The sequence below is a fragment of the Mesorhizobium sp. M0011 genome (assembly GCF_040324155.1).
In the GTDB taxonomy this organism is placed as follows: Bacteria; Pseudomonadota; Alphaproteobacteria; order Rhizobiales; family Rhizobiaceae; genus Mesorhizobium.
Genome location: NZ_JAMYVQ010000014.1, coordinates 31,525 through 57,735 on the forward strand (window position 1 = coordinate 31,525; position 26,211 = coordinate 57,735).

At 63.1% G+C, this 26,211-nt stretch carries 27 protein-coding genes; 12 read left to right on the top strand and 15 right to left on the bottom strand.

Annotated elements, in window-relative coordinates; genetic code table 11:
- Positions 1–152 precede the first annotated feature (152 nt).
- From NKK51_RS16830 to NKK51_RS16840, 3 genes are all read left to right on the top strand, one after another.
- Positions 153–1,688, top strand: a complete 1,536-nt coding sequence (locus NKK51_RS16830; RefSeq protein ID WP_352554020.1) for a sigma-54-dependent transcriptional regulator — start codon at positions 153–155, stop codon at positions 1,686–1,688.
- Between the two features lie 408 nt (positions 1,689–2,096).
- Positions 2,097–3,923, top strand: coding sequence for a peptidoglycan L,D-endopeptidase MepK (locus NKK51_RS16835; protein ID WP_352554021.1), 1,827 nt, complete (start codon positions 2,097–2,099; stop codon positions 3,921–3,923).
- A gap of 165 nt (positions 3,924–4,088) precedes the next feature.
- The gene (locus NKK51_RS16840) at positions 4,089–4,280 is read left to right on the top strand and encodes a hypothetical protein (RefSeq protein WP_023810050.1); all 192 of its coding nucleotides are present in this window, start codon (positions 4,089–4,091) and stop codon (positions 4,278–4,280) included.
- A 73-nt stretch (positions 4,281–4,353) separates the two neighbouring features.
- Here the strand turns inward: NKK51_RS16840 and NKK51_RS16845 are convergent, their stop codons facing one another.
- On the bottom strand, positions 4,354–4,992 hold the full coding sequence (locus tag NKK51_RS16845) for a 2-dehydro-3-deoxy-phosphogluconate aldolase (RefSeq protein ID WP_023810049.1): 639 nt from the start codon (positions 4,990–4,992) through the stop codon (positions 4,354–4,356).
- A gap of 297 nt (positions 4,993–5,289) precedes the next feature.
- Between NKK51_RS16845 and trhO the strand changes: the two genes are divergently transcribed.
- The 3 genes from trhO (at position 5,290) to NKK51_RS16860 (ending at position 8,077) form a co-directional block, all read left to right on the top strand.
- Positions 5,290–6,210 (top strand): oxygen-dependent tRNA uridine(34) hydroxylase TrhO, encoded by a 921-nt coding sequence (gene trhO / locus NKK51_RS16850; RefSeq protein ID WP_023810048.1) that lies wholly within the window; start codon positions 5,290–5,292, stop codon positions 6,208–6,210.
- A 116-nt stretch (positions 6,211–6,326) separates the two neighbouring features.
- Positions 6,327–7,064 (top strand): tellurite resistance TerB family protein, encoded by a 738-nt coding sequence (locus tag NKK51_RS16855; RefSeq protein WP_127809400.1) that lies wholly within the window; start codon positions 6,327–6,329, stop codon positions 7,062–7,064.
- Between the two features lie 257 nt (positions 7,065–7,321).
- Positions 7,322–8,077, top strand: coding sequence for an SDR family oxidoreductase (locus NKK51_RS16860; protein ID WP_023810046.1), 756 nt, complete (start codon positions 7,322–7,324; stop codon positions 8,075–8,077).
- On the opposite strand, the gene NKK51_RS16865 is transcribed toward NKK51_RS16860, so the two are convergent.
- Both NKK51_RS16865 and NKK51_RS16870 read right to left on the bottom strand, forming a co-directional pair.
- Complete coding sequence (locus tag NKK51_RS16865) at positions 8,078–8,443, bottom strand: YciI family protein (RefSeq protein WP_128303104.1); 366 nt, start codon at positions 8,441–8,443, stop codon at positions 8,078–8,080.
- A gap of 151 nt (positions 8,444–8,594) precedes the next feature.
- Positions 8,595–9,779, bottom strand: a complete 1,185-nt coding sequence (locus NKK51_RS16870) for a pyridoxal phosphate-dependent aminotransferase (RefSeq protein ID WP_023810044.1) — start codon at positions 9,777–9,779, stop codon at positions 8,595–8,597.
- Between the two features lie 83 nt (positions 9,780–9,862).
- On the opposite strand from NKK51_RS16870, the gene NKK51_RS16875 reads away from it, so the two are divergent.
- From NKK51_RS16875 to denD, 4 genes are read left to right on the top strand one after another with little or no spacing between them, the layout of a single operon-like run.
- Positions 9,863–10,549 carry a GNAT family N-acetyltransferase gene (locus NKK51_RS16875; RefSeq protein WP_352554022.1) on the top strand — a complete coding sequence of 229 codons (687 nt, stop codon included), beginning with the start codon at positions 9,863–9,865 and terminating at the stop codon, positions 10,547–10,549.
- 10 nt (positions 10,550–10,559) lie between these two features.
- Entirely contained in the window at positions 10,560–11,528 is a 969-nt protein-coding gene (locus tag NKK51_RS16880) for a cation diffusion facilitator family transporter (RefSeq protein WP_352554023.1), read from the top strand.
- A 14-nt stretch (positions 11,529–11,542) separates the two neighbouring features.
- Positions 11,543–11,827 carry a hypothetical protein gene (locus NKK51_RS16885; protein ID WP_502895926.1) on the top strand — a complete coding sequence of 95 codons (285 nt, stop codon included), beginning with the start codon at positions 11,543–11,545 and terminating at the stop codon, positions 11,825–11,827.
- Positions 11,828–11,847: 20 nt separating this feature from the next.
- A complete protein-coding gene (gene denD / locus NKK51_RS16890; protein WP_352554024.1) occupies positions 11,848–12,825 on the top strand; it encodes a D-erythronate dehydrogenase in 978 nt (325 codons plus the stop codon).
- A gap of 25 nt (positions 12,826–12,850) precedes the next feature.
- Here the strand turns inward: denD and NKK51_RS16895 are convergent, their stop codons facing one another.
- The 4 genes from NKK51_RS16895 to NKK51_RS16910 all read right to left on the bottom strand — a co-directional run bounded on the left by NKK51_RS16895 (position 12,851) and on the right by NKK51_RS16910 (position 16,875).
- Positions 12,851–14,029, bottom strand: coding sequence for a nickel/cobalt transporter (locus tag NKK51_RS16895; protein ID WP_352554025.1), 1,179 nt, complete (start codon positions 14,027–14,029; stop codon positions 12,851–12,853).
- On the bottom strand, positions 14,026–14,694 hold the full coding sequence (locus NKK51_RS16900) for a DUF1007 family protein (RefSeq protein ID WP_023810039.1): 669 nt from the start codon (positions 14,692–14,694) through the stop codon (positions 14,026–14,028). Before NKK51_RS16900 ends, NKK51_RS16895 begins: the two co-directional genes overlap by 4 nt.
- An 82-nt stretch (positions 14,695–14,776) precedes the next feature.
- Positions 14,777–15,676: a LysR family transcriptional regulator gene (locus NKK51_RS16905; protein WP_023810038.1), complete on the bottom strand. Its 900-nt coding sequence runs from the start codon at positions 15,674–15,676 to the stop codon at positions 14,777–14,779.
- A 2-nt stretch (positions 15,677–15,678) separates the two neighbouring features.
- A complete protein-coding gene (locus tag NKK51_RS16910) occupies positions 15,679–16,875 on the bottom strand; it encodes an amidase (RefSeq protein WP_023810037.1) in 1,197 nt (398 codons plus the stop codon).
- Between the two features lie 540 nt (positions 16,876–17,415).
- Here NKK51_RS16910 and odc2 point away from each other — a divergent pair.
- On the top strand, positions 17,416–18,549 hold the full coding sequence (odc2, locus tag NKK51_RS16915) for an ornithine/lysine decarboxylase (RefSeq protein ID WP_023810036.1): 1,134 nt from the start codon (positions 17,416–17,418) through the stop codon (positions 18,547–18,549).
- A 171-nt stretch (positions 18,550–18,720) separates the two neighbouring features.
- Positions 18,721–19,290, top strand: coding sequence for a GNAT family N-acetyltransferase (locus NKK51_RS16920; protein ID WP_352554065.1), 570 nt, complete (start codon positions 18,721–18,723; stop codon positions 19,288–19,290).
- 92 nt (positions 19,291–19,382) lie between these two features.
- Here NKK51_RS16920 and NKK51_RS16925 read toward each other — a convergent pair whose 3' ends face one another.
- The 8 genes from NKK51_RS16925 to NKK51_RS16960 form a co-directional block, all read right to left on the bottom strand.
- Positions 19,383–19,640, bottom strand: a complete 258-nt coding sequence (locus NKK51_RS16925) for an SCP2 sterol-binding domain-containing protein (RefSeq protein WP_352554066.1) — start codon at positions 19,638–19,640, stop codon at positions 19,383–19,385.
- 224 nt (positions 19,641–19,864) lie between these two features.
- On the bottom strand, positions 19,865–20,380 hold the full coding sequence (locus tag NKK51_RS16930) for a hypothetical protein (RefSeq protein ID WP_023810033.1): 516 nt from the start codon (positions 20,378–20,380) through the stop codon (positions 19,865–19,867).
- Between the two features lie 97 nt (positions 20,381–20,477).
- Positions 20,478–20,903 carry a hypothetical protein gene (locus tag NKK51_RS16935; RefSeq protein WP_127290460.1) on the bottom strand — a complete coding sequence of 142 codons (426 nt, stop codon included), beginning with the start codon at positions 20,901–20,903 and terminating at the stop codon, positions 20,478–20,480.
- A gap of 12 nt (positions 20,904–20,915) precedes the next feature.
- The gene (locus NKK51_RS16940; protein ID WP_352441887.1) at positions 20,916–21,527 is read right to left on the bottom strand and encodes a rod-binding protein; all 612 of its coding nucleotides are present in this window, start codon (positions 21,525–21,527) and stop codon (positions 20,916–20,918) included.
- A gap of 126 nt (positions 21,528–21,653) precedes the next feature.
- The gene (locus tag NKK51_RS16945) at positions 21,654–22,547 is read right to left on the bottom strand and encodes a carbohydrate ABC transporter permease (RefSeq protein WP_023810030.1); all 894 of its coding nucleotides are present in this window, start codon (positions 22,545–22,547) and stop codon (positions 21,654–21,656) included.
- 1 nt (position 22,548) lies between these two features.
- Entirely contained in the window at positions 22,549–23,400 is an 852-nt protein-coding gene (locus NKK51_RS16950; protein WP_372337954.1) for a carbohydrate ABC transporter permease, read from the bottom strand.
- A gap of 193 nt (positions 23,401–23,593) precedes the next feature.
- A complete protein-coding gene (locus tag NKK51_RS16955) occupies positions 23,594–24,919 on the bottom strand; it encodes an ABC transporter substrate-binding protein (protein ID WP_352554027.1) in 1,326 nt (441 codons plus the stop codon).
- Positions 24,920–24,956: 37 nt separating this feature from the next.
- On the bottom strand, positions 24,957–26,042 hold the full coding sequence (locus NKK51_RS16960) for an ABC transporter ATP-binding protein (RefSeq protein ID WP_127290452.1): 1,086 nt from the start codon (positions 26,040–26,042) through the stop codon (positions 24,957–24,959).
- Between the last annotated feature and the right edge of the window lie 169 nt (positions 26,043–26,211).

Here is a 26,211-nt window from a genome sequence, read left to right on the forward strand (position 1 = left end):
CCGACACCTTCCGTGGCCAAGGTTCAAGGGGAAACGAGAAGCCGGTCAAATCCTAAGGAATTCATTCACCGGGTTTTTTGAAACCTTATTTAGAACCCTGTGCCAAGATGGTCCACAGGGCAGAATTCCTCGGGCGGGCAGTCATACCAGTCATGACAGGTTCCATACTCATAGTCGATGACGATCCGGTGCAACGCCGGCTGCTCGAAGCGGCGGTGACGCGGTTCGGCTACAGCGCAATCATCGTCGACGGCGGCGCGGCCGCTCTCGATATCCTCGATGGACCCGGCGCCCGCGAGGTGTCGGTGGTCATCCTCGATCTGGTCATGCCCGGTCTCGACGGTATCGGCGTGCTGAAGGCGATGCGCGAGCGCGACATCCACGTGCCGGCCATCGTGCAGACCGCGCAGGGCGGCATCGAGACCGTGGTTTCGGCGATGCGTCATGGCGCCTTCGATTTCGTCGTCAAGCCGGCGTCTCCCGACAGGCTGCAGGCGTCGATCGGCAATGCGCTCAAGGTCGAGGCCGTCGAGGGCGAGGTCAAGCGCACGTCGCGCCGGCGCGGCGGCCTCCTGACCTTCAAGGACATGATCACGCACAGCCCGGCCATGGACAGGGTGATCCGCCTTGGCCAGAAAGCGGCGGCATCCAACATCCCGATCCTGATCGAGGGCGAGTCCGGCGTCGGCAAGGAACTGGTGGCGCGCGCCATCCAGGGCAGTGGCGACCGCCGTTCGAAACCCTTCGTCACGGTCAATTGCGGCGCCATCCCCGACAATCTGGTCGAATCGATCCTGTTCGGCCATGAGAAGGGCTCGTTCACCGGCGCCACCGACAAGCACACGGGCAAGTTCGTCGAAGCGCATTCGGGCACACTGTTCCTCGACGAGATCGGCGACCTGCCGCTCGACGTGCAGGTCAAGCTGTTGCGCGCGGTCCAGGACGGCGAGGTCGACCCGGTCGGTGGACGCTCGACCGTCAGGGTCGACATCAGGCTGATTTCGGCGACGCACCGCAACCTCCTGCAGCAGGTCAAGGACGGCAAGTTCCGCGAGGATCTGTTCTACCGGCTGAACGTCTACCCGATCTTCGTGCCGCCGCTGCGCGACCGCCGCGACGACATCCCGTATCTGGTCACCCATTTCATGGAGAAGGTGGCGCCGGCCGACCCGCGTCATCGCCTGCAAGGTATTTCGGCGGCAGCGCTCGCCGTGCTGCAGGCCTATGACTGGCCCGGAAACATCCGGCAGCTCGAAAATGCCGTCTTCCGTGCCTCGGTGCTTTGTGAAGGCGATGTGCTTGCCGCCGAGGACTTCCCGCAGATACGGGCGCAAGTGGAAGGCACCGTCAACCTCGATTTGGATGGCGACGCGTCGTCGCCGTCCCTGTCTTTGGAGGGGCGCGATGACGAAGCCTTTCCCGGCGAGGGCGGCCCGGCAATCGCGTTCGATCCGCCGGCAAGGCTGCAGCCTCGCTTCGGCACGTTGCGGGCGCTCGACGAGCGCGGCAATGTGCGGGCACTTGCCGATGTCGAACTCGAGATGATCAAGCTTGCCATCGATCACTACAACGGACAGATGAGCGAAGTCGCCCGCCGACTCGGGATCGGTCGCTCGACGCTCTATCGCAAGCTCAAGGAACACGGCATCGATCCGGAGACAGGCCGCGTGGACCGACTCGCCTCCTAGGGCGATGCCAGGCTGAGCTTCGGCCCGGAATCCGGCTTTGCCACAAGGCCGGCGCCAGCTTGCAATGCCATAACAGCCCTTGTATCGCCGTTTCAGCGGCATTGTGGCTGTGTCATGGACAGCTCTGTTCACGCATTAAGGCTAACGGTAACAGATCGTGTTCGGGGCGAAGGCGAAAATCTGATCTAAACCAGCGGTTTACCAAGAAACCTTGTGAACAATTTTTGACGGGATATCGCCACGGTGTTACCGCATTTCGGCTTCAATAAGCGATGATTAACCATTAGGATCGATATTCGGGTGTGCTAATGCCACATCCGTTTGGACAAATCCGGGGACAAACGGCAGCCTGCAAGGCCTTTTGATTTGAACAGAATCGAACGACACACAAACAGGCGGCACCATCATTTGAGCGTCTGGCCGAAGTGGCTGGCAGTGTTGGTTGTCGCTTTTGGTTTTGTTGCCGCGGCTGCGAGCGGAGCCAGCGCCGAAACACGGTCGCTGAAGCTGTATCATCTCCACACCCATGAGAAGGCCGAGATCGTCTACAAGCGCAACGGCCGCTACGTTCCCGAGGGTCTCAGGAAGATCAACATCATTTTGCGCGACTGGCGTCGCAACGAGCCGACCAAGATGGATCCGCGTCTGCTGGATCTGGTCTGGGAGGCGTATCGGGAAGCAGGTGCCACGGACTACATCCAGGTCGTCTGCGGCTATCGTTCGCCGTCGACGAACTCGATGCTGCGCGGCCGCAGCAGGGGCGTCGCCGAGAAGAGCCAGCACATGCTCGGCAAGGCGATGGATTTTTACATCCCCGGCGTGCCGCTGAAGAAGCTGCGTAACATCGGTCTCAAGATGCAGGGCGGCGGCGTCGGCTACTATCCGTCATCCGGTTCGCCGTTCGTCCACATGGATGTCGGCAATGTGCGCCATTGGCCGGGTATCAGCCGGCAGGAACTGGTCAGCCTGTTCCCCAATGGCAAGACGCTGCATGTGCCGAGCGACGGCAGGCCGCTGCCCGGCTTTGAGCAGGCGCTCGCCTCCTACAAGGCGCGCAAGGGTTCAGGCTCGCCGGCCATCGAGATGGCCAGTGCTGGCGGCAGCGGCAAGAAATCAGGTGGCTTCCTGTCGGCTTTCTTTGGCGGCGGCGGCGACGACGAGGCCGACGACAGCGCCGACGTCCAGACCGCTTCGGCCGCCCCCCCGCCCAAGGCGAGAAACCTGAAGCCGGCAGCAGCAGCCAAGACCAGCAACCTCCCGGGTATTGCCATCGTGGCGCCGGAGAATGCGCGGCGCGCCGAGATTCCGCAGGTGACCGAGCAGCAGGCTCCGGAGCCGGAAGAGGACACGCCGGAGACGATCATCGCGGCATTGCCGGCCCGAAGCATTCCGCTGCCGGATTTCGCACCGCGGCCGAAAGCCGATGTCGGCGCACAGCAGCCTGAGAACGTTCCTTTTGCGATGGCGGAGGCGACAGCCACCACCGAGCAGGCCGTGGCGACCGCGCATGCGCCGGCGAGCGTTCCTTTCGGCGTGGCCGATGCAACGGCTTCGGCTAATCCGGCCCAGATCGCGGTCAACAACATACCGTTGCCGACATGGCGTCCCGACAATTCGCTGCCGGCCGCTCTGGCTGCGCCGCCCAGCAAGGATGTGCTGATGGCGCTGGCCGAGACGGCTGATCAAGGCAAGACCGCGACCGATGCGTTCTCGGTGCTGCCGACGGCGCGGCCCGAGACGGCCAGGCCGGATGCGGTCAAGGCCGTGCTCGACGAGGCCAATGCGCAGGTCGGTGCGGCCGATTACCAGCTTGCTTCCTTGTCCGGATCCGAGCCGCGTTCGGCGTTCAACGATCTGGGCACCAACGCCGCATCGCCGCGCGATGCTGTCGTTGCCCGTCCGGCCGGTTCCGATCCGGCCGCCGCGATCGGCGCCGGCGTCAAGACGACCCGCAAGGAATCGAGAGCCACCGCCCGCGACCTGAAGCCAGGCCCCAAGGCCATGGTGGTTGCAGCCGCACCGCAGGCCGCCCGCTGGGCGCTGACCAGCGGCGAGCATGTCGCCACCGTTTCAAGCGCGACGACGGCGCCGGGTTACGCCTACAGCATCGTGCACACGCCGCCGAGCGAGGTCTACACGGCCGGCTTCCAGCCGAGCAGCCAGGTGGCCGATGCCAATCGCTTCACCGGCAACGCCGTCAAGTTCATGTCGGTGGCCCGCTTCCAGACCAAGTGACGGCAAATCAATCGACAAAGCCGCGCCGGGCAACCAGCGCGGCTTTTTGTTGTTCAGCGAACCGGGCCAGCCCGCACGGTCACGCGCGGCTGAACTTCTCGTGAAGCCGGAACGGTCGGCCTATTCCCCGGGTTAATGTAGGTTCGTTCAAACCCGGGGAGATCCATGAAGAACATCCTATTGGCATCGGTCATCGCATTGGCAACCGCTTCGGCGGCCATCGCCCCTACGCAGGCCGAGACCATTGTCGTCAAGACTCATGACCGTATGCACATGAAGAAGCATTGCCGGACCAAGGTGGTCACAAGCTGGAAGCATCACCACAGGGTGGTTGAAAAGGTTCGGGTCTGTAGCTGATCCGGTTCGGAGCCGATTTGGCAAACCCGGTCGACGCGAGTCGGCCGGGTTTTTTCGTGCCGTGGCCGAAGCCTTATTTCGCAAGCTTGCTCGCCGCGCGCGCCAGGGCTTCGATCTCGTCCCACTTGCCGGCCTTGACGAGGTCGTCGGGCGCCACCCAGGAACCGCCGACGCAGACCACGTTGGGCAGGCTTAGATAGTCAGCCGCGTTCTTGGCCGAGATGCCGCCGGTCGGGCAGAATTTCACATCGGCGAGCGGTGAGGCGAAGGCCTTCAGCGAAGCGATGCCGCCCGACTGCTCGGCCGGGAAGAATTTCAGGAAGCGCAAGCCGGCTTCCCGCGCGGCCATGATCTCGCCGGGTGTGATGGCGCCGGGCAGCAACGGAACATCGCTGCCGGCGGCTGCCGACAGAAGCTCGCGGGTGATGCCGGGGCTGACGATGAAGCGCGAGCCCGCGGCAGCCGCCTCTTCGAACTGCCTGGCATCGAGAATGGTGCCGGCGCCGACGATGGCGTCCTCGACTTCACCAGCGACCCGCCGGATCGCTTCCAGCGCATCGGCGGTCCTCAACGTGATCTCGATTGCCGGCAGGCCGCCGCGCGCCAGCGCGCGCGCCAGCGGCACGGCATTGGCGACATCAGAGATCTTCAGCACCGGGATGACCGGCTGGCCGTTGAGGAGCGACAGGAGTTTTTCGGTCTTGCTGGGCATGTGTCTCTCCGTGGCGTGGGACAATTCAACCGATTAGCAGAAGGCCGTTTTCCTGTCCACGAAACCGGCCGTGTCGCGATGTCACGCGTCGCCCATGCTCGCCAGGCTTAGCTCACAAAGGCGGCTGTCAGCTCGGCGGTGTCGGCAGTTTTGTTTCAGGATAGGAATTTTTTCTTGACTCCCTGACCTCAGCTATGGTACAAATTCGCCCATGGTGCAGATTTGCGCCAGTGACCTCCGAACAGGATGCTTGCTCTGCCTTGAATCGGCTTTCGTGAGCGTTTAGTGGCTTCGGCAATGACATCCCTTCCGCCCTTCCGCGTCGCAGCGCTCTACCGGTTTGCCCGGCTCGACGCTTTCGAGGAACTGCGCGCGCCGCTCGCCGCCTTCTGCTGTGGGCGCGGCATCAAGGGCACGCTGCTTCTGGCGCATGAAGGCATCAACGGCACCGTCGCCGGCAGCGAGACGGCAATTGCCGAACTGATCCTGTACCTTGAAGCCATCGAAGGGCTGGCTGGCCTCGAGGTCAAGTACAGCGCAGCCGCGGACATGCCGTTCCACCGCATGAAGGTGCGGCTGAAGCGCGAGATCGTTACCATGGGTGTCGATGACATCGATCCTTCGAAAAGTGCCGGCACCTATGTCGCGCCGGCCGACTGGAACGCGCTGATTTCGCAGCCCGACACTGTCATCATCGACACGCGCAACGCCTACGAGGTGTCGATTGGCACATTCAGGGGTGCGATCGACCCGGCCACCGCAAGCTTTCGCGAGTTCCCGGCCTGGGTGGAGGCGCACCGGGGGGAGTTCGAAGGCCGCAAGGTGGCGATGTTCTGCACCGGCGGCATACGCTGCGAAAAGGCAACCGCCTATGTCAAATCGCTCGGCTTCGAGGACGTCTTTCATCTCAAGGGCGGCATCCTCAAATACCTCGAAGAGGTTCCGGCCGAACAGAGCCTCTGGCAAGGCGAATGCTTCGTCTTCGACGAGCGCGTTTCGGTGTCGCACGGCCTCGCCGAGGGCAAAGCGGAACTGTGCCGCGCCTGCCGCCGCCCGCTGACGCCGGGCGACCTGACGTCGCCCAAATTCGCCGCCGGTATTTCCTGCCCGCATTGCTTCGATGCGCGTTCGGACGAGGACCGCCAGCGTTATGCCGAGCGCCAGCGCCAGGTCGAGCTTGCGCAGGCGCGGGGCAGAGAGCCGCATATCGGCTCCTGATCCAGGCATCGAGCTGCTGCAAAGCGGCCGCTGTCATTGCAATGTAAAGTTTCGGGACCTACGTCTTCGACGTCCGAAACCTGCCCGTTCGGCCGGGCAAAGCCTGGAGGCACTGAATGTTCGATCCCAAGAAGCTTCTCGACGATCTGCTCGGCTCGCAAATCCCCGGCACCAGCGGCACCGTTCGCGACAAGGCGGGGCAGGCCGTGCAGATGGCCAAGGACAATCCGCTGGCCGCCGGCGCACTGGCCGCCGTGCTGCTTGGAACTGGTGCCGGTCGTAACGTGACGGGCGCCGCGGTGAAGCTTGGCGGACTTGCTGCCATCGGCGGCCTCGCTTACAAGGCCTACCAGAACTACAAGGCCGGCAACGCACCCGCCGAAGCACCGGCGGCCGGCGAGCCGGAATTGCTGCCGCCGCCCAAGGACACCGCCTTCCACCCGTCGCAGGCGCCGCAAGGCGAGGACGAATTCACGCTGACCCTGATACGGGCGATGATCTCGGCGGCGAAGGCCGATGGCCATATCGACGATGAAGAGCGCCAGAAGATCGCCGGCAAGCTCAGCCTGGCCGGCATAGACTCCGATGCCGAAAAGTTCCTGATGGCGGAGCTGGCAAGCCCGCTCGACCTCGACACGCTGGTGGCCGGCGCCAAGACCGACGCGCAGAAGCTCGAACTCTACACGGCATCGCGCCTGACCATCGATCCCGACACCCGCGCCGAGCGTGGCTATCTCGACCTGCTTGCAGGCCGGCTCGGCCTGCCGGACGCGCTGGTCGACCATGTCGAGGCAACGGTTTCGGCGGCCAAGGTGCCGGCCAAGGCAGGGACGTCACCCAATCCGCGCTGGTAGGCCAAAACGGCACAGGAGGCACTTTCCGGGTTAACCTCTCGTTAACCCAGCAAGCGCATCATTCAACACAGTCGGATCGGCTTTTCCTCCTCCCAAGCCCGGTTCAGATCAGGGGCGGTCGCCAATGGCCGCCCTTTTTGTCGGCCCGATCGGATGGAACGCTTGCCATCGCCGCCGTCATTTGCGATGCCTTCCTTTTTCGAGCCAAAACCCGAAAATCAGTCGAGCAAGCGCAGCTCTGCCGGAGGACAACAGCCATGACCGAGCAAAGAACCGCCATCGTCACCGGGGCCGGCACGGGCATCGGCAAGAGCGTCGCCACGGCGCTGCTCAAGAACGGCTGGAACACGGTATTTTGCGGGCGCCGCAAGTCGGTGCTGGACGCTGCGGTCGCCGAGGCAGGCCGCACCGACGCCAAGGCCTTGGCGGTAGCCTGCGATATCAGCAAGGCAGGCGAGGTCGACGATCTGTTCGAGACCGTGGCGGCGGCCTTCGGCCGTGTCGACCTGCTCTTCAACAATGCCGGCATGGGCTACAAATCGGCGCCGATCGACGAGATACCGGTCGAAGTGTGGAACGATATCGTCGGCGTCAATCTCACCGGTTCGTTCCTGTGTGCCCGTGCCGCCTTTGGCGCCATGCGCAAGCAGAAGCCGATGGGTGGCCGCATCATCAACAACGGTTCGGTGTCGGCCTATGCGCCGCGCCCGGGCTCGGTGCCCTACACGGCGACCAAGCATGCCATCACCGGGCTGACCAAGACGCTGGCGCTCGACGGCCGGCCTTATGACATCGCCTGCGGCCAGATCGACATCGGCAATGCGCTGACCGATATGGCGCAGCCGATGACGGTCGGCGTGCCGCAGGCCAACGGCTCGATATCAGCCGAAGCGGTGATGGATGTTCAGCGCGTCGCCGACGCCGTCGTCCATATGGCCAGCCTGCCGCTCGAGGCCAACGTGCTGTTCATGACCGTCATGGCGACCAAGATGCCGTTTGTCGGGCGTGGGTAGTTATTCTCCCGGTAGCTCTGCGCCGGGTAGATAGAGCGCGATAGGACGGATCTCGTAGACGGCGGTCGGATTGACGCGACGAAACTCGCGCGCGATAGCGATGGCATCGTCCCGCGTCGGGCAGTCGACGACATAGAGGCCGAGAAGCTGTTCCTTGGTTTCGGCGAAGGGGCCGTCGACGATCATGCCGTCGCGCAAGGTGCAGGCCGATTGTGTCGCGTCAAGCCGCGCCGACGGGCCAAGGCTGCCGTCGGCATAGAGCCCTTCATGGATCTTGAGCAAGTCAGCCATCAGCGCCGTATCTTCCTGCGGCGTCAGCGCTTTGATTGCGTCTTCCACATGATAGGCAAGGATTGCATAGAACATCCGATGTCACCCCACTTCGATCCTGATCCGAGGACCGTAGCCGTTCTCGACATGCACGCCCAGTCTTGGCCGCGCGCCTCCGGACGGCTCATGACACCGTCATGCCACAGCCGCAAATTGTTCGGAAGAGGACAGCGGGCCGCTTTCAAGCTTACTTCGCCAGGAATGCCCCGATCCGTTCCAGCGCCCGCAAGATGTTCTCCTCGGAATTGGCGTAGGAGAGCCTGATATAGCCTTCGCCGAGAATGCCGAAATCCGGGCCGCCGATCAGCGCCACACCGGCATCGTCGAGCAGCGCCGAGGCCAGCTTCTTGGCCTTCCAGCCGGTCTTCGAGACGTTGGGGAAAGCGTAGAACGCGCCCTTGGGCGTGATGCAGGAGATGTCAGGCAGGGCGTTCAGTCCCTCGACGACGATCTTCCGGCGGCGGTCGAAGGCGCGCATCATATTGGCGACATCGTCCTGCGGGCCGTCGATTGCCGCGATGCCGGCGAATTGGCTCGGCGCGTTGACGCAGGACCAGCAGTTGACAGCCAGCTTGCGCACCTTGTCGTAGAGATGGGCGCCCTTGTCGCCATTCGGCCAGATCGACCAACCCATGCGCCAGCCGGTCATCGCCCAGGTTTTCGACCAGCCATTGAGCACGATCAGCCGGTCGCGGATCTCGGGAAAGCCGAGCAGCGAGCAATGCGTCTCGCCATCATAGGTCATGACGTCGTAGATCTCGTCGGAGAGGATGGCGACGTGCGGATGCGCCTCCAACCCCTTGACCAGTTTCTCGATCTCGGCACGCGGCGTGACGCCGCCGGTCGGATTTGCGGGTGAGTTGAGGATCAGCAGCCTGGTCTTCGAGGTGATCAAGGCCAGCGTCTCCTCGGCGGAGAAGGCAAAGCCGTTCTCCTCGCGCATCGGCACCGGAATAGGCGCCGCACCGGTGAACTCGATCATCGAGCGATAGATGGGGAAGCCCGGATCGGGATAGAGGATTTCGGCGCCAGGTTCGCCGAACATCAGGATCGCCGCGAACATGGTCGGCTTGCCGCCGGGCAGGATCATCACCGTTTCGGGCGATACTTCGACACCGGTGGTGGTCAGCGTGCGCCGCACCACCGCCTCGCGCGTCGCCAGCAAGCCATTGGCCGGCGTGTAGCCGTGGTGACCGTCGCGCAACGCCTTGATCGCCGCCTCGACGATGTGCTGCGGCGTCTTGAAGTCGGGCTGGCCGATGCCGAGATTGACGATGTCCCGACCTTGGCTTGCAAGGGCTGTCGCCCGCGCCAGCACCGCGAATGCATTTTCCTCGCCGAGACGGTCGAAGGCCGAAATCGTGTGGAGCATTTTTCCCGTCCGTGTGGTTCTTGCTGTTGGGTCGCGTTTTTGTGAGCTTCGGCTGGCAAAAGTCAAACGGATTGGAGCTTTCGGTGTCGGAAAATCTCAGGGATTGGCAACCGCGCCCGCGGCCTGAACGCACGGCCATCGATGGCCGGTATGTCCGGCTTGAACCGCTGAGCGCCGCAAAACACGGCGACGGCCTCTATGAAGCGTCCTCCGTGTCCGACATCGGCGGCCGCTTCGCCTGGCTGCCGGACTATCCGCCGGAGACCCGCGCCGCCTTCCAGCCATGGCTGGACAAGGTCGAGGCCAGCGAGGATCCGCTGTTCTTCACCGTCATCGACAAGGCCAGCGGCAAGGTCGCCGGACGCCAGACACTGATGCGCATCGATCCGGCTTACGGCGTCATCGAGATCGGCAACATCTATTGGGGACCGCTCATCTCGCGCAAGCCGGGAGCAACCGAAGCGCAGTTCCTGTTCATGAAATACATCTTCGACGAACTCGGCTACCGCCGCTACGAATGGAAGTGCAACAACCGCAACGAGCCATCGAAGCGGGCGGCCGAACGGTTCGGCTTCAAGTTCGAAGGCATTTTCCGCCAGCATCTGATCGTCAAGGGTGAAAACCGCGACACCGCGTGGTATTCGATCATCGACAAGGAGTGGCCGGCGCTGCGCAGTGCCTATGAGGCGTGGCTCGATCCGGCCAATTTCGGTGGCGACGGCCAGCAGAAGCGACGGCTCGAGGATTGTCGCGCGGAATTCGGCGCTTAGGAGTTCGCCATTGGCACATACAAACGATCACAGCGGGCATGATCACAGCCCTGGTCATGTGCATGGCTCGACCGACAAGAAACGCGTTCTGATCGCAGCCTGCCTGACCGGCGGCTTCATGGTCGCCGAAGCGCTTGGCGGCATCCTCACCGGATCGCTGGCGCTGCTGGCCGATGCCGGCCACATGCTCGCCGACTCGATCGCGCTCGGCCTTGCCTGGTATGCCTTCCATCTGGCTGGCCGCCCGGCGACCGTTCGCCTCACCTATGGCTTCGGCCGGGTCAAGACGCTGGTGGCCTATACCAACGGCATCGCCATCTTCGTCATCGCCCTGTGGATCGTCTACGAGGCCTGGGGGCGCCTGCAGGCGCCGGCGCCGGTGCTTGGCGGGCCGATGCTGGCGGTGGCGATCCTTGGCTTGCTGGTCAACATCGGCTCGTTCTTCGTGCTGCATGGCGGCGACCGCGAGAGCCTGAACATGCGCGGCGCCATCCTGCATGTGCTTGGCGACCTGCTCGGCTCGGCGGCGGCCATAGCGGCGGCGCTGGTCATCCTGGCGACCGGTTGGACGCCGGTCGACCCGATCCTGTCGGTCCTGGTCTCGCTGCTGATCCTCTACACGGCGTGGTCGCTGATGCGTGAAGCCGCCCATGTGCTGCTCGAGGGCGTGCCGCCAAGCCTCGACCGCGATCTGATCGCCAGGGATATCGAGGCGACGATCCAGGGCGTGCGCGAAGTGCACCACATGCATGTCTGGTCGCTCGACGGGACCAGCAACATGGCGACACTGCATGCCTGTCTCGACGAGGGCGTCGATGCGCATCAGGCAGTGAGTGCCGTCAAGAAGCGGCTTGCCAGCGAGCACGGCATCAGCCATGCCACCGTGGAACCGGAATTCGGCCAGTGCGCCGACGACGGCGACGAGCACGAGCATGGGCACGAGCATGAAGCGGCAGCCTATCACGACCACCATCACTAGGACCGGATCGATCGATGTCGATCGTCCTGCCTCGGGAGTTGCAAAACCTTGAAAACCAGCTTGACGAACGCCCGCTGCCCTGGTGCGGCATGATGGACCGCGACACCAGGAATGCTCTTATCGCCGCAGTGTGGATCATGCTTCTGTTCGGTATCGGCGCCTACTATCTGCCGACCGTAATGCTGGCACTCGGCAGCCTTTCGACCGTGCTGGCCGGCGCCTTCGGCGTCGTCTTCGTGCTGGCGTTCTTCTCGGTGTTCTGGCTGCGCGCCCGCAACCAGCGCAAAAAACCAAGGTAAATAGGCAAGGGATTTTCGATATGCGCATTCTGATCACTGGCGCCGCGGGCATGGTCGGCCGCAAGCTCATCGCCCGGCTGGCCAAGGACGGGACGCTGCGCGGCGGCAAGATCACCGCGCTCGATTTACACGATATCGTGCCGCCGCAGGCGCCGAGCCTGGATGGCGTCAGCGTCACGCTGCACACCGGCGATCTCGCCGAAGCGGGGGCCGCTGAGCGCCTGGTCGCATCGCGCCCCGATGTCGTCTTTCATCTCGCGGGCATCGTATCGGGCGAGGCGGAAGCCAATTTCGATCTCGGCTACCGCGTTAATCTCGACGGCACGCGCGCCCTGTTCGATGCCATCCGGCTGGCGGGCTTTGCGCCGCGCGTCGTCTTCACCTCGTCGATCGCGGTGTTCGGCGCGCCGTTTCCGGATGTCATTCCCGATGACTTCCATCCGACGCCGCTGACCTCCTACGGCACCCAGAAGCAGATGAGCGAAGCGCTGCTGGCCGACTATTCCAGGCGCGGTTTCTTCGACGGCATCGGCATCAGGCTGCCGACCATCTGCGTGCGGCCGGGCAAGCCGAACAAGGCGGCGTCCGGCTTCTTCTCAGGCATCATCCGCGAGCCGTTGAGCGGCCAGGAGGCGATCCTGCCGGTGCCGCGCTCGGTCGTGCACACGCATGCCAGCCCGCGCTCGGCGGTCAACTTCCTGATCCATGCGGCAGGGATCGACAGCAGCGCCGTCGGGCCACGCCGCAACCTGACGATGCCTGGCGTCGCCGTCACCGTCGGCGAACAGATCGAGGCGCTGGAACGCATCGCCGGGCCGAAGGCGGTAAGCCTGATCCGCGAGGAGCCGGATGACACGATCTGGGCGATCGTCAAGGGCTGGCCGACGCGCTTCGAGGCAAAGCGGTCAAGGGAACTGGGCTTCAGCGCCGAAAGGAGCTTTGACGAGATCATCCGCGCTCATATCGAAGATGAGCTCGGCGGCAAGATCGCGGGTTAAACTCCGAGCCTCGCTGCGTCGGGCATCATCCGCCTGCCGCCAGGCTTGCCGACAGCAGCAGCAGTCCGAACAGGAACACGAAGGCGGCGCCGCCGATCTCAACGATCGAGTGGATGCGGTTGCCCATGCGGCCGTCGCCGGCGAAATAGACCGCCCAGTTCTTGGCGGTCACCGCCAGTGTCGCCAGTGCGGATACGGTGATCGCCGTTCCCAGCGACATCGCCAGCACCGACAGCAAACCGCCGAGCCAGAGCCCGTTGAGCAGGGCGAAGCTGAGCACGATCAGCGCGCCGGAGCAGGGGCGGATGCCGACCGCCGCCACCGCCGTCCACGCCGTGCGCCAGTCGAAGCGATCGCCCGACAGCAGCGCCGGATCGGGTGCGTGCGAATGGCCGCAGGTGTCGCAGACTTTGCCCGCCGCGTGATCGTGGTGTTCATGATCGTGTTCGGCATGATCGTGATGATCGTGCGACGGGCCGTGCACATGGTCATGCGCGTGTAGCGCGTGCGCATGAGCATGCGCCGAATGGCTGTGAGCTGCATGGGAGTGACCGGCATGCGAATGACCCCCATGAGAATGACCGGCGTGAGAATGGCCGGCGTGAGCCGCCGACAGGCTGTAGGCCGGTCCTCTGCCAAACAGGCGCAGGATGGAAGGGCCGAGCTTGCGCCACAGGAGCCAGGCGCCGAACAGGGTGACGAAGACAAAGCTCATGATCTCCATGAACCAGGCTGCGTCCGTCATCGAGACGGAGGTGCCGCGCAGGACGAAGTAGGCGACTCCCATCACTGCGACCGCGGTCAGGCCCTGCAGCAGCGCCGAGACGAAGGACAAGAGGATGCCGCGCCGCAACGCCACCTCATTGGCCACCATGTAGGACGAGATCACCGCCTTGCCGTGGCCGGGGCCGGCGGCATGGAAAATACCGTAGGCGAAGGACAGGCCGACGAGTACCCAGATCTTGCTGCCGTCCTGGCGCATCGCCTTCATCGCCGTCGCCAGCGCGCGGTAGAATTCCTGCTGCCTGAGATTGATCCACATCAGGATGTGGGCGAACGGGCCGGTGGTGGGCGCCATGCCGTCATTGACGCCGATGCCGAGCGAACTCTGGGCATGAGCGGCGTCGGCGAAATGCATCATTGCGACAGTGAGGGCCAACAGGCCGAATGCCAAACGCAGGGACGGTTTCGTCACCGGCTTCATCCTTCTGGCTGACAGGTCAGTTCGAGCTTGGTGGCGAAGATCTTGCTCATATCGGTGCCGGTCGGGTCATTGAAAAAGGCATCGGTGAGGGTCTTCTGGTTTTCCTTGATGGCCTCGTCCGGGTCTGGACGGACCACCTTGCTGGTGCAGTTCGAGGGCAGGCCTTCAACCGTGATGTTGGAGTCCTCGGTGAAGTCGATCGCCGTGTAGAATGTCGGATCGTAGACGCCGATATCGATCTTGCCGTGGAGCTTGATCGGCACCTTAGGTTCGGACTCGAAAAGGATGATCAGCTGATCGTTGTCGAAATTGGCCATCAGATGCGGCGGCGGCGTCATCGCCACATCCTTGCCGTCGACGGTGACGAGCTGGAAGTAATTGAACTCGGCCAGCGAGGCATGAACGGTGTCGGCGACTTCCTTCAGCTCCTTGTCGTCGAGCTTCAGGTCGGAGTTCTTGTCGAACTCCATCATCACGGTCGAGGAAAACAGATCGTCGAAGCGCCAGAGATGACGCAGAGCCTTCACGCTTTGGTGATCCGGGGAGAGAATCACATCGAGGCGGGCCTCGGCGAAGACATGCGGATGCACGTAAGCGGGTCCAGTGGCGGCAAAAGTAGCCGCCAAGGCCGAAGCCAGCATGATTGCGTGCCGTTTCAGATTCATTCTCGGTCCATAGGCCTCGGAAGAGTTGCCGAGAGTTACCAGAAAGGGGGCGAAATTGGGACCACGAGACTATTGACGCCGGTCAGCCAGCCTCGCGCGTCCTGAACCACTGCACCAAAAAGTCGACGAAGACGCGGACTTTCGCCGGCAGATAGCGACGGTGCGGGTAGACGGCGAAGATGCCGCCGCCCGACAGGATACGGTCATCCATCACCGCCACCAGCCGGCCGCTCGCGAGGTCGGGCGCGGCGATGAAATCCGGCAGGACGGTAAATCCGAGACCCGCCACGGCCGCGGCTCTCGCCGTCATCGGGCTGTTGACCTCGACCGGACCGGACACCGAAACGCTCACCGGATCGCCATTGTCGCCCTTGAACGGCCAGTTGTTCAGTCCGCGGCCATTGGTGTCGACGATGCAAGGCATGCGGCTGAGATCCTGCGGCCGTGTCGGCATGCCATGCTTGGCGATCAGTTCGGGGGAGGCGCAGAGCTTTATCGAAAACGGCGCCAGCCGCCTGGCGATCAGCGACGAGTTCTCCAGCCGCGAGATGCGCACCGCAAGGTCGAAGCCCTCCTCGACCAGATCGACGAAGCGGTCGTCGAGCTGGATGTCGAGGACGATGTCGGGATGCTGCTTGGCGAAGTCGATCAGCGACTGGCCGATCGGCGCATCGGCGAAGGTGCGCGGCGCCGACAGCTTGATCCGGCCGCGCACGTCACCGGAGGATTCACGCACCGCGTCGGCCAGGCTGTCGACCTCGCGCACGATCTCCGAGGCGCGCCGGTAATAGGTGTGGCCGGCCTCTGTCATCGAGAACTGGCGCGTGGTGCGGTTGAGCAGCAAAGCGCCGAGTTCGTCCTCCAGCTCGCGCACATATTTCGACAGCAGGGCCTTGGAGCGGCCGATCTTGCGCGCCGCCGCCGAAAAGCCCTCGGCCTCGACCACGTCGATGAAGGCACGCATGCGCGTCAGTGTGTCCATGGTCAGGCCTTTCGTGCCGCGTCGAGAAGTTTCCGGCCGAGCCGTATCAGGGCAATGTCGCTGCCGGAAGGGCCAAGTAGCGACAGGCCGAACGGGGCGCCGGCGACCGAGCCGACGGGCAGTGTGATCTGTGGAAAACCGGACAGGCCGGCCAGGCACAGAAGTTGGAGCGCCCGTTCGCGATAGGCCTGGAACTGCTCCGGCGTGCTGTCCACGTAAGGTGCCGGACCAGGCACCGTCGGCAGGACAAGGAAGCCGTTCTTGCCGAGCAGGGCGCTCAGTTCGCCGCGAAAGGTCAGACGTCGCACCTTCTCGGCCTGGGCTGTCTTGTCGTCGACGGCGCGGCCAAAGCCGAAACGCTCCTCGACGCCGGGGCCAAGGCCGCGCTCGCCGCTGGTGATCCATTCGCCATGCACCGCCCAGGCCTCCCTGGCCTGCAGCCGGCGAAAGCACCAGTAGAGTTCATCGGGAGATGAGGAGAAGCGCACTCCCGGCGTCATCGGCGCGCCGAAGACCTTGCCCGCCAGCCCCTTCATTTCACCATATTCGGCAAGCGCCGGGCGGGCGACCAATCCATCCAGCCAATCCAGTGCCAGCGGCCGGTCCAACACATGCTGGTGCGGATCGCGGCCGAGCAGCAGCTTGCCGACGGTTTCGTAGGTCTCGATGTCATCGGCGAACCAGCCGAACGTGTCGAGGCTCGGCGCCAGCTTCATCGTGCCGTCGAGCGGAATGCGGCCATGCGTGGTGCGCAGCCCGATCAGTCCGCAAAAGCTCGCCGGGGCGCGGATCGAGCCGCCGGTGTCGGAGCCGGTGGCGATATCGGCCAGCCTGCCCGCCACCGCCGCCGCCGATCCCGATGAGGAGCCGCCTGTGACGCGGTCGGGTGCCGCCGGGTTCACCGGAAACGAGAAATGCGCATTCTGGCCGAACAGCGCGAAGGCAAGCTCGTCGGTCTGCGTCTTGCCGACGAAGCGTGCGCCGGCATCGAGGATCATCTGCACGGCGGGTGCGGTGCGCGAGGCTGCGTGGCTTTCGGCGAATTTTTGCAAATTGCCGCAACCGGTGCGGTAGCCGGCGACGTCGTAGATGTCCTTGACGGCCAGCCGCAGGCCGGCCAGCGGGCCTAGCTGGGCATGTGCCACTGGCATCTGGCGAAGATCGAGAAAGGCGTTGAGAGGGCCGTGCGTGCCTGTCATCGTTCGATATCCGGATACGGTTGCCGCAACATTGTTCGACGCCAGAAATTTTACAACCTGCGATACGATTTTTATTGATTGTGAAAGTCTTCGCCCTTATATCGCGCTTGCCCAAAGTCGCACGTGCCTGTGGGTGTCCGCCGATCCTCGAATGGTGAGGGAAATCGGTAAGGTAACTGGAGCTAACCCCTCCAGTCGGTCTAGCGGCCAACCGCCAGCCCGAGGACACCTTGAAGCAACGACGGTGCGGGCCTTTCTGGTGTTCTGCCGGTTGTCCAAAAACCGGGGTTACTGAAGAGGCACACCTTCATTGCCGGCAGTGCGGACGGGTCTCCCATCCAAGCCAAGGCAGACAAAGCGAACCGAGGCCGGGCAAGGCCAAGGTTCACCGCCGCGAGACGGCGCTTCATGGTTCCGGGGTCTCCACCGGCTGGTTCCATGAATTTCCGTCCCGCCTTTGTCCACCGCGAGTTCGCGAGGCCGACAGCCCGCGTCCCGCAGCCTTATTGCGCGCCGAAAGGCGCTGATGGAGAGACCCCGATGGCCACCCAGCGCATTCTTGACTTTCTCGCCACCCGACGTCCGACCGGCCCCTGCCTCGTCGTCGACCTCGATGTCGTGCGCGACAATTTCCGCGCCTTCGAGAAGGCGCTGCCTGATTCCAAGATCTACTATGCTGTGAAAGCAAACCCGGCGCCGGAAATCCTGCGCCTGCTTGCTGCGATGGGCTCGTCCTTCGACACCGCTTCCGTTGCCGAAGTCGAGATGGCGATGGACGCTGGTGCGCCGGCGGACCGCATCTCCTTCGGCAACACCATCAAGAAGGAGCGTGACATCGCACGCGCCTACCAGCTCGGCATCCGCCTGTTCGCGGTCGACTGCGTCGAAGAGGTCGAGAAGATCGCCCGCGTCGCTCCAGGCGCGCGCGTGTTCTGCCGCGTGCTGACCGATGGCGAGGGCGCCGAATGGCCGCTGTCGCGCAAGTTCGGCTGCGTGCCGGCGATGGCCGTCGACGTGCTGCGCCATGCCAAGGGGCTCGGCCTCGACGCCTATGGCGTATCGTTCCATGTCGGCTCGCAGCAGACCGACCTGACCGCCTGGGACCGTGCGCTGGCCGACGCCAAGGTGGTGTTCGCGACGCTCGCCGAAGAAGGCATCGTCTTGAAGATGGTCAATATGGGTGGTGGTTTCCCGACGCGCTATCTGCGTGACGTGCCGGCCGCCCAGGCCTATGGCCAGGCGATCTTCTCGGCGCTGCGCAAGCATTTCGGCAACGCGCTTCCCGAGACCATCATCGAGCCGGGCCGTGGCATGGTCGGCAATGCCGGCGTCATCAAGTCGGAAGTCGTGCTGATCTCGAAGAAAGCGGCCAACGACAATGTGCGCTGGGTGTTCCTCGACATCGGCAAGTTCGGCGGCCTGGCCGAGACGATGGACGAGGCGATCCGCTACCCGATCGTCACCGCGCATGACGGCACGGAGACAGCACCTTGCGTGCTCGCCGGCCCGACCTGCGATTCGGCCGACGTGATGTACGAGAAGACGCCCTATCCGCTGCCTTTGTCGCTGACGATCGGCGACGAGGTGCTGATCGAAGGCACCGGCGCCTACACGACCACCTACTCGGCGGTCGCCTTCAACGGCTTCGAGCCTCTCCGATCCTACGTGATCTGACGGCGCTTCCTCAGCGCATTGTCGGACGGCGAACCGGACACAACTTCGCCTGAAAATGCGCTGAGAGAGCCGATCAGATCATCCCAGGTGGGCGCCTGTCGTCCACCCGGGCTCGCCTGTGGAACAGATCTCCGCTCGCCAGGGATTGCGGAAATGGAAATGTCATTTGAAATGGAAATGCCAGTTGAAATTGGGGGCCACGCACCGGCCTTTGGGATGGTCGCCGAAACCGCCGCCGATGTTGCGGCGCGCGAGGCGTTGCTCGATCGGGCCATGGGGCCGAAGCGCAGGAAAAAGTCGTCGGAGAAGTTGCGGCGTGGCCGGCGGCCCTCGGAAGGGCTGGCCTTCGTCGCCCGCGATGCTTCGGGCGGCGTGGCCGGCACCGTGCGGCTGTGGGATGTCAGGCTGGGCGAGGGCGGTGCGGCCGCGCTGCTGCTTGGCCCGCTTGCCGTCGACCCGTCGCTCAAGAATGCCGGCATCGGCTCGGCGCTGATGCGCCATGCCATCGCCGAAGCGGCGCGTCTCGGCCATGCCGCTATCCTTTTGGTCGGCGATGCGCCCTATTACGCGCGCTTCGGCTTCTCGGCCGAGAAGACCGGTTCACTTGCCATGCCAGGACCCTATGAGCGGCACCGCCTGCTGGCGCTGGAACTGGTGGAAGGCGCGCTTGACGGCGTGCACGGCACGCTGAAGGCGGCCGGCCGCAAGCTGAAGGCGCAGGAACTGATATCGGCGGCCTGAGACACGAAGCCGGCAGCATTTCATGCAAAAACGCCGCCCGAAAAGGCGGCGTTTTTGCGCTTGGTGGGTGCCGCCTGGGCGGCTGGATGCCTTCAGCCGATCAGCTGGCTGAGCGCCATGGCGACGGTCATGTCGCCTTCGACCTTTATCTTGCCGGTCATGAACGCCATTGTCGGGTTCAGGTCGCCAGCGATCAGCGAATCCAGGTCGTCGAGCGAGAGCTTGATGGTGCAGTCGGTGGGTGCATCGGTGTTCGAGATGGTCGCGCCGTCGATGACGATGACGCCGTCGCTGCCGGTGTCGAATTTCACGGAACGATCGAACCCGCTGCTGGCCACCCGCGACTTGATCTACTCTGCAATCTCCTGAACGCTCACGCTGTTCTCCTTGTCTGGTTGCATCTGTCTCGCAACGGCGCTTCGATCCAGCCGAAGCCCATGCCGCGGTTTCGCGATCACGGTCGCTGCCGCATATAGCTTTGGGTTGACGTTTACGTCAACGCGGATTCGGGTGGCTGGTTCCTGCCCTTACGGCAGGCGAGGCTCGATGTGACCGGGCCTGTGAGCAGGGCAACTCAGTGTTCCTTGAACGCCTTGGTCATTTCGGTCGCCGTTTCGCTTTTCTTGCGGCGCAGCCAGTTGTCGCGGATTTCGTCCTTCGACAGGAAATTGACCTGGTCGATCAGAACTTCATGCACCAAAGGCGCGCCGACACGCGCGTTGACGGTATCGCGGATTGCGGCGCGGAAGGCATCGAGATCGATGGTCGCCTTGTTGGTGAAGTCGATCTGCGGATTGGAATAGAGGTAGGAATAGACCTGGTCGGTGATCAGCGCTTCGGCCGGAATGGACAGCTTCTTTATCTGCTCGGGTTCGACGGTGTAGACGAGCTTGGTCAGGAAATAGCCGCCGATCTCAGAATCGCGGATCAGCGGCACCGAAATGATGTCGGTCTTGACGTAGTCGAGACCGCCCAGCATCGGCTTCGGCGTTTCGCCGACACCGCGCTCGCCGGCCGCCTGGAAAGAATAGAACACGGCGCCGAGGGTTGCGGCGCAAATCCAGACGGCGATGGCGATGACCTTGATCATCGGCTCTTGTCAGTCCCTTGATCCGTCCCTTGCGAAGGCGACGCGGCACTGCGCCGTTGCTTCGGCAGTATCTCCGAAGTGTCGCTCGTGTTCGGCATCATGCCTTCATCCAGCCGAACTCGCCGGCGGAGTAGGTGCCGTCGGTCTCGGCGCGCTGGATGGCGTGCCGCAGCAGGCTGGCGACTTCGTTGACCGCGCTGAGATGCGCGAGGATCGCCGCTTCGTTCTTCGCCAGCTTCTGGCGCAGCCGGGTCAGGCCCTCGCGGTGCTGTTCGAGGAATTCGGCTTCGCTGCCGCCCTTCATGGCGCGGGTCAACTCGTAGAGGTAGCGGCTCTTGCGGGCGTTCGACGCCTTGAGATCATAGTTGGTCGCGTTGCGGATACCGGCGGTCTCTTCCTCGACCACTTCCTCGATGCGACCGATGATGGCGGCGAGGTTGCCGGGCCGCGCGAACGGGATCGGCGCTTCCGACGCGGTCGTGCGTGCTGGCAGGTTGGAGGTGGATTCCGAAAAGTCGGCCATGGCGTTTCCCGTTTAGATCTTGATATTTGTTTTTATGGTCGTCTCGTCACCGGTCATCGACCCCGCAGCCTTGCGCTGCAATTGGTGGACCAGCGAGGTCGACAGGCTGTTTTGCTGGTCGATCTCGGTCTTTTCCAACCCGCCCGAAACCGGACCGACCGGAACCACGCGCTTGCCTTCGAGATAGTGGTCGGCAAGCATCGACTTGGCGATGCCGATGCCGCCGCGTTCGGCCATCACGTCGGCCACCCGCTCGGCAAGCTGCGATTTCCACATGTCGCCGGCCAGGCCCTTGCCGTAGACGCCCTCGGTATCCTTTGGCAGCATGTTCTGGATGAAGGTCTGCAGCACCATCGCCTCGAACTTCTTGAATTTGTTGGCCGGGTCGGTTGCAGCGGCGGCCTTGTCGGCGGTGGCGCGCGACAGGATCGAGCCGGCATCGACCGAAGCGGCGGTGTCGAGTGAAAACGTGCCCGCAGCGCCGCCGGCCCGCTTTGCCAGCGCGGCGCGGGCGGTCTCGATATCCGCCGGGTCGACGGCTCGGGCCACATCCATAACGATGTCGCTGGGTGGAGAAATCGCCAAGAAAGTCCGCCTTTTACCGGTTTTCCTTAGCCAGACCATGCCTCAACAAGCTTGTGGCAGGCTTGCGGGAAGGAGAGGGAGCGGAGTGCGGGGATCGGATCGAAGCTGCCGGCTCGCGCCATGCGTTGTCGGGCAGTTTTTTCATCGTCGATTTCCGCCTCAGCTTCACTCCTTGACCGCGCCCGTCATCGAGGAGACGTAGTGTTCGACAAAGAATGAATAGAGCACCACCACCGGCAGGGAGCCGATCAGCGCGCCCGCCATCAGGGCTCCCCATTCATAGACGTCCGAACGCACGAGCTCGGTAAGCACGCCGACCGGCACGGTCTTGTTTTCGGACGACTGGATAAAAGTCAAAGCGTAGATGAATTCGTTCCATGACAGGGTGAAAGCGAAGATGCCGGCGGAAATCAGGCCAGGCACCGACAGCGGCAGAACTATCTTGGTCAGGATTTGCCAGCGGCTGGCGCCGTCGATCAGCGCGCATTCTTCCAGTTCGAAGGGGATCGAGCGGAAGTAGCCCATCAAGAGCCACGTGCAGAATGGAATGAGGAAGGTCGGATAGGTGAGGATCAGCGCGAACGGCGTATCGTAAAGGCCGAGGTTGAAAACCATCACCGACAGGGGAATGAACAGAATCGATGGCGGCACGAGATAGGCCAGGAAGATCGCCAAACCGACCTGCCGCGCCCCGGAAAACCTCAAGCGTTCGATCGCATAGGCAGCGAAAACCGCCGCCAGCAGCGACAGGAAAGTTGCGGCGGTCGAGATGATGATCGTGTTGAGAAGCCAACCCGGATAGGACGTGTCGAAGAGCAGATATCGAATATGCTCGAGCGTCGGATGGACGACCCAGAACGGGTTGAAATTGGCATAATCCGTCATCTCGAGATTGGGTTTCACCGCCGTGATCGTCATCCAGTAGAACGGGAACAGCAGCACGATGACGAAGATCAGGAGCGGCAGATAAACGGTGACCACGCGCCGGGGCAGGCTCTGGAGATAGCCCATGCCGCCTTCATCCGTGTTCGGACGGTTGTTCGTTTCGATCGCGGCCATGTCAGTCTCCACCGCCCTGCTGCCATTTACGCCGTTGCAGCCCGAAATAGCTGAAAAGGATCGCCGCAAGCAGGAACGGGATCATCGCCACCGCGATCGCGGCTCCCTCGCCAAGCTGGCCGCCGGAAATGCCGCGCTGGAACGAGAGCGTCGCCATCAGATGGGTAGCATTCACCGGCCCGCCGCGAGTCAGCACATAGATCAGCTGGAAATCGGTGAAGGTGAACAGGACCGAAAAGGTCATGGTGATGGCGATGATCGGCGTCAGCAGCGGCAGCGTCACATAGCGGAACAACTGCCAACGGCTGGCGCCGTCGAGCGTCGCGGCCTCGTAAAGCGATTGGGGAATCGTCTGCAGGCCGGCCAGCAGCGTGATGGCCACGAAAGGAATGCCGCGCCAGACATTGGCAGCGATCACCGAGGCGCGTGCGTTCTCCGGATCGCCAAGGAAATTGATGCGGTGATCGATCAGTCCCATTTCCATGAGCGCCCACGACAGGATGGAGAACTGCGAATCGTAGATCCACCAGAAGGCGATGGCCGAGAGCACCGTCGGCACCACCCACGGCAGCAGGACAATCGCACGGAAGAACGATTTGAAGGGAAGGTTCTGGTTGAGGAGGAGCGCTAGCCAGAGGCCGAGCGCGAATTTGAGGATCGAAGCGCTGATCGTATAGAGCAAGGTGTTGAAGACGGAGAGCCAGAAGACGGCGTCGCTCCACAGATATTCATAGTTTTCGATGCCGATGAAGATGCCGGGGCGGCCGATGCGGGCATCGGTGAAGCCGAGCCAGACGCCAAGCCCCAGCGGATAGGTCAGGAAGACAAGCAGCAGTGCAGCCGCCGGAAGCATGAAGCCGAAGCCAAGTGCGTTCCGACTTTCGCTCCAGCGCGACAGAATCCGTGAGAAGATCGAAGATCGCGGCTGGATAGCAGCTGACGGCATGGCCATGGGTTGGCTCCTGCTGAGGTCTCATTGATAGGCCGGATCGGCCGCGACGCAATCCGAAGCCAGCCGGGCAGCCGCGCTGCCCGGCTGAGCAGGCTCAAACGCGATAATAGCGATTTGCCCGCTTCTCGGCCTCTTCCATTGCCTCTTGCGGCGTCGCCTGGCCGGTCACCGCTTTGGCGAACATGTCGACCAGCACGTAGTCGGCCATGGTTGCCGCCGAGGCATAGCCGAGCGGCCCGGCATAGCCGTTAGGCCGCAGAGTAGCCGAAGCCTTGGCGTAAGCGGCGTTGTTGGGATCGGCGGTCCATACGGGGTTGTTGTCGAATGCCTTCAGTGTCTGGCAGCAATATCCGGCCGAGGAGGTGATCCAGTCCTTCATTTGCGGTTCCTCGAACATGAACTGCAAATACGCCTTAGCCGCGTTGGGGTAGGGCGTGTAATTGAAGATGACAGCCGTGGTCACCTGGAACAATTCGACGGATTTGCCGACAGGACCGATGGGCAGGTTGGTCGTGCGTATGTCCTTGGCGATTTCAGCCAGCTTTGGATCTTTGTCCTTGTTGATCTTGGCCGTGTTGTAGGCGGAAATTCCATTGGCGATCACCCCCAGTTCGCCGGCCAGGAAGGCGCGGTTGTTGTTGACGTCGAGCCAGCTTTCGGTGCCTGGAATGAAGGTCTTGTAGAGCTCCTGCGCGTATTCGATCGCCTTGAGGGTCTCGGGGCTGTTGATCGTTACCTTGCCACTCTCGTCGACCATCTGGCCGCCATGGCTCCACAGCAGCCAGTGAGCATAGTTGTTGCCGTCGCCGACGCCATGGCCATGCGTGAAGCCGGCGGGATGTCCCTTCGCTTGCAAGGCCTTGCAAAGTTCCAGGAAGCCTTTCGTGTCCTTTGGAAACTCCGAAAAGCCGGCCTCTTTCACCCAGCTTTCCCGATAGACGATGGCATTTCCGATCGTGGCCAGTGGCAGGCCGATGAATTTGCCTTCCCGGGTCGCATATTGCTTTGGTCCATCATGCCAGCCACCGTATTTCGCGCCGAGATACTCGCCCAGTTCGCTCACGTCGTGCAGCTTGTCGGGATATTGGTGCGGGTCGTCGAACCAGACGAACATCAGGTCGGGGCCGGATCCGACATTTGCCGCGACTGCCGCCTTGGGGCGAATGTCCTCCCAACTTTCCTTGTCGACGCGGACCGCGACACCGGTCGCTTCGGTGAAGCGCTTGGTGTTGGCCAGCCATTGGTCCTCGTCGCCCTGGACGAAGGGCGACCAGCGCAGCAGTCTAAGCTTGGCGCCATCCTCGGGTTTGTATTTCAGTCCGTCCTGGGCAAGGGCCGGAGAGCTGATGAACCGACTTCCCAAGGCACCCGCCGCCGCGCCGGCGGTGGTGCGGATCACGTCGCGTCTGGTGAACTTCATGCTCGTTTCCTCCTGTTTGTTGTCCTTGCCTGTGGTCCTACTGATCGGTACGTGTCTGGAACCTCTGTCCGGTTTCTGCGTGAAAGAGATGAATGAGGCTGGGCTCGGCCGTAAGCCGGATGGTTTCGCCCGGCGTAAAGGAATGTCGTTCCCGGAAATTCGCGACGATCTCTTCGCCGCCGGCTGTCCTGCCGATGAGCTGTACTTCGGACCCGGTTGGTTCAACCACCGCGACGGTGACCGGAATGCCCTGCTCGTCGGACAGCCGCAAATGCTCTGGCCTTATTCCCAGCACCACAGGCTCGCCATTGCGGATGGAAAGTGCCGAGGCCAACGGGACCGAAATCCCCCCGGCGCCGCGAAACGAGGGCGAACCGTCGGTAGCGATCTCGCCCCTCAGCAAATTCATGGCCGGCGAGCCGATAAAGCTGGCGACAAAAAGATTGTTCGGCCGGTCATAGAGTTCCAGCGGCGGCCCTATCTGCTCGACGATGCCGTCATGCATGACCACGATCTTGTCAGCCATGGTCATGGCTTCGATCTGATCGTGAGTGACGTAGACTGTCGTGGTCTTGAGGCGCTGGTGCAGTTCCTTGATCTCGGCGCGCATCTGCACCCTGAGTTTGGCGTCGAGATTGGACAGCGGTTCGTCGAAGAGAAACACCGCCGGATCACGCACGATCGCGCGGCCCATCGCGACGCGTTGGCGCTGGCCGCCGGAAAGCTGCCGAGGATAGCGCGCCAGCAACGGCACCAGCCCAAGGATTTCGGCCGCGCGGCGCACGCCGGCATCGCTCTCCGGCTTGGAAACTCCTTTGAGCATCAGCGAGAACGCCATGTTCTCGGCGACGGTCATGTGTGGATAGAGCGCATAGTTCTGGAAGACCATGGCGACGTCGCGCTCCTTGGGCGCAACGTTGTTGACGACACGTTCGCCAATCGCGATCTGGCCGCGTGAAATCTTTTCCAGGCCGGCGATCATTCTGAGAAGGGTTGATTTTCCGCAGCCAGACGGTCCGACCAGAGTGACGAACTCGCCGTCCTCGATGTTCACGCTGACCCCGTGCAGGATCTCGACAGCGCCGAATGATTTATAGACTTCGCCAATTGCGACAGACGCCATCGATCCTCCCAACAATTCCCGCGACGTCGTCGAAGGAACAACGCTTCCGCTAGCGACAGCCCTGGCTCCTCCCAGGCTCACGCTAGCCGAAACGGTAGCGCTACCAAACCGGGCTGTAAAGCGTTTACGGGAAAGCCGAACCTTGGAGGGTCCGCTTCGCGCCACACAA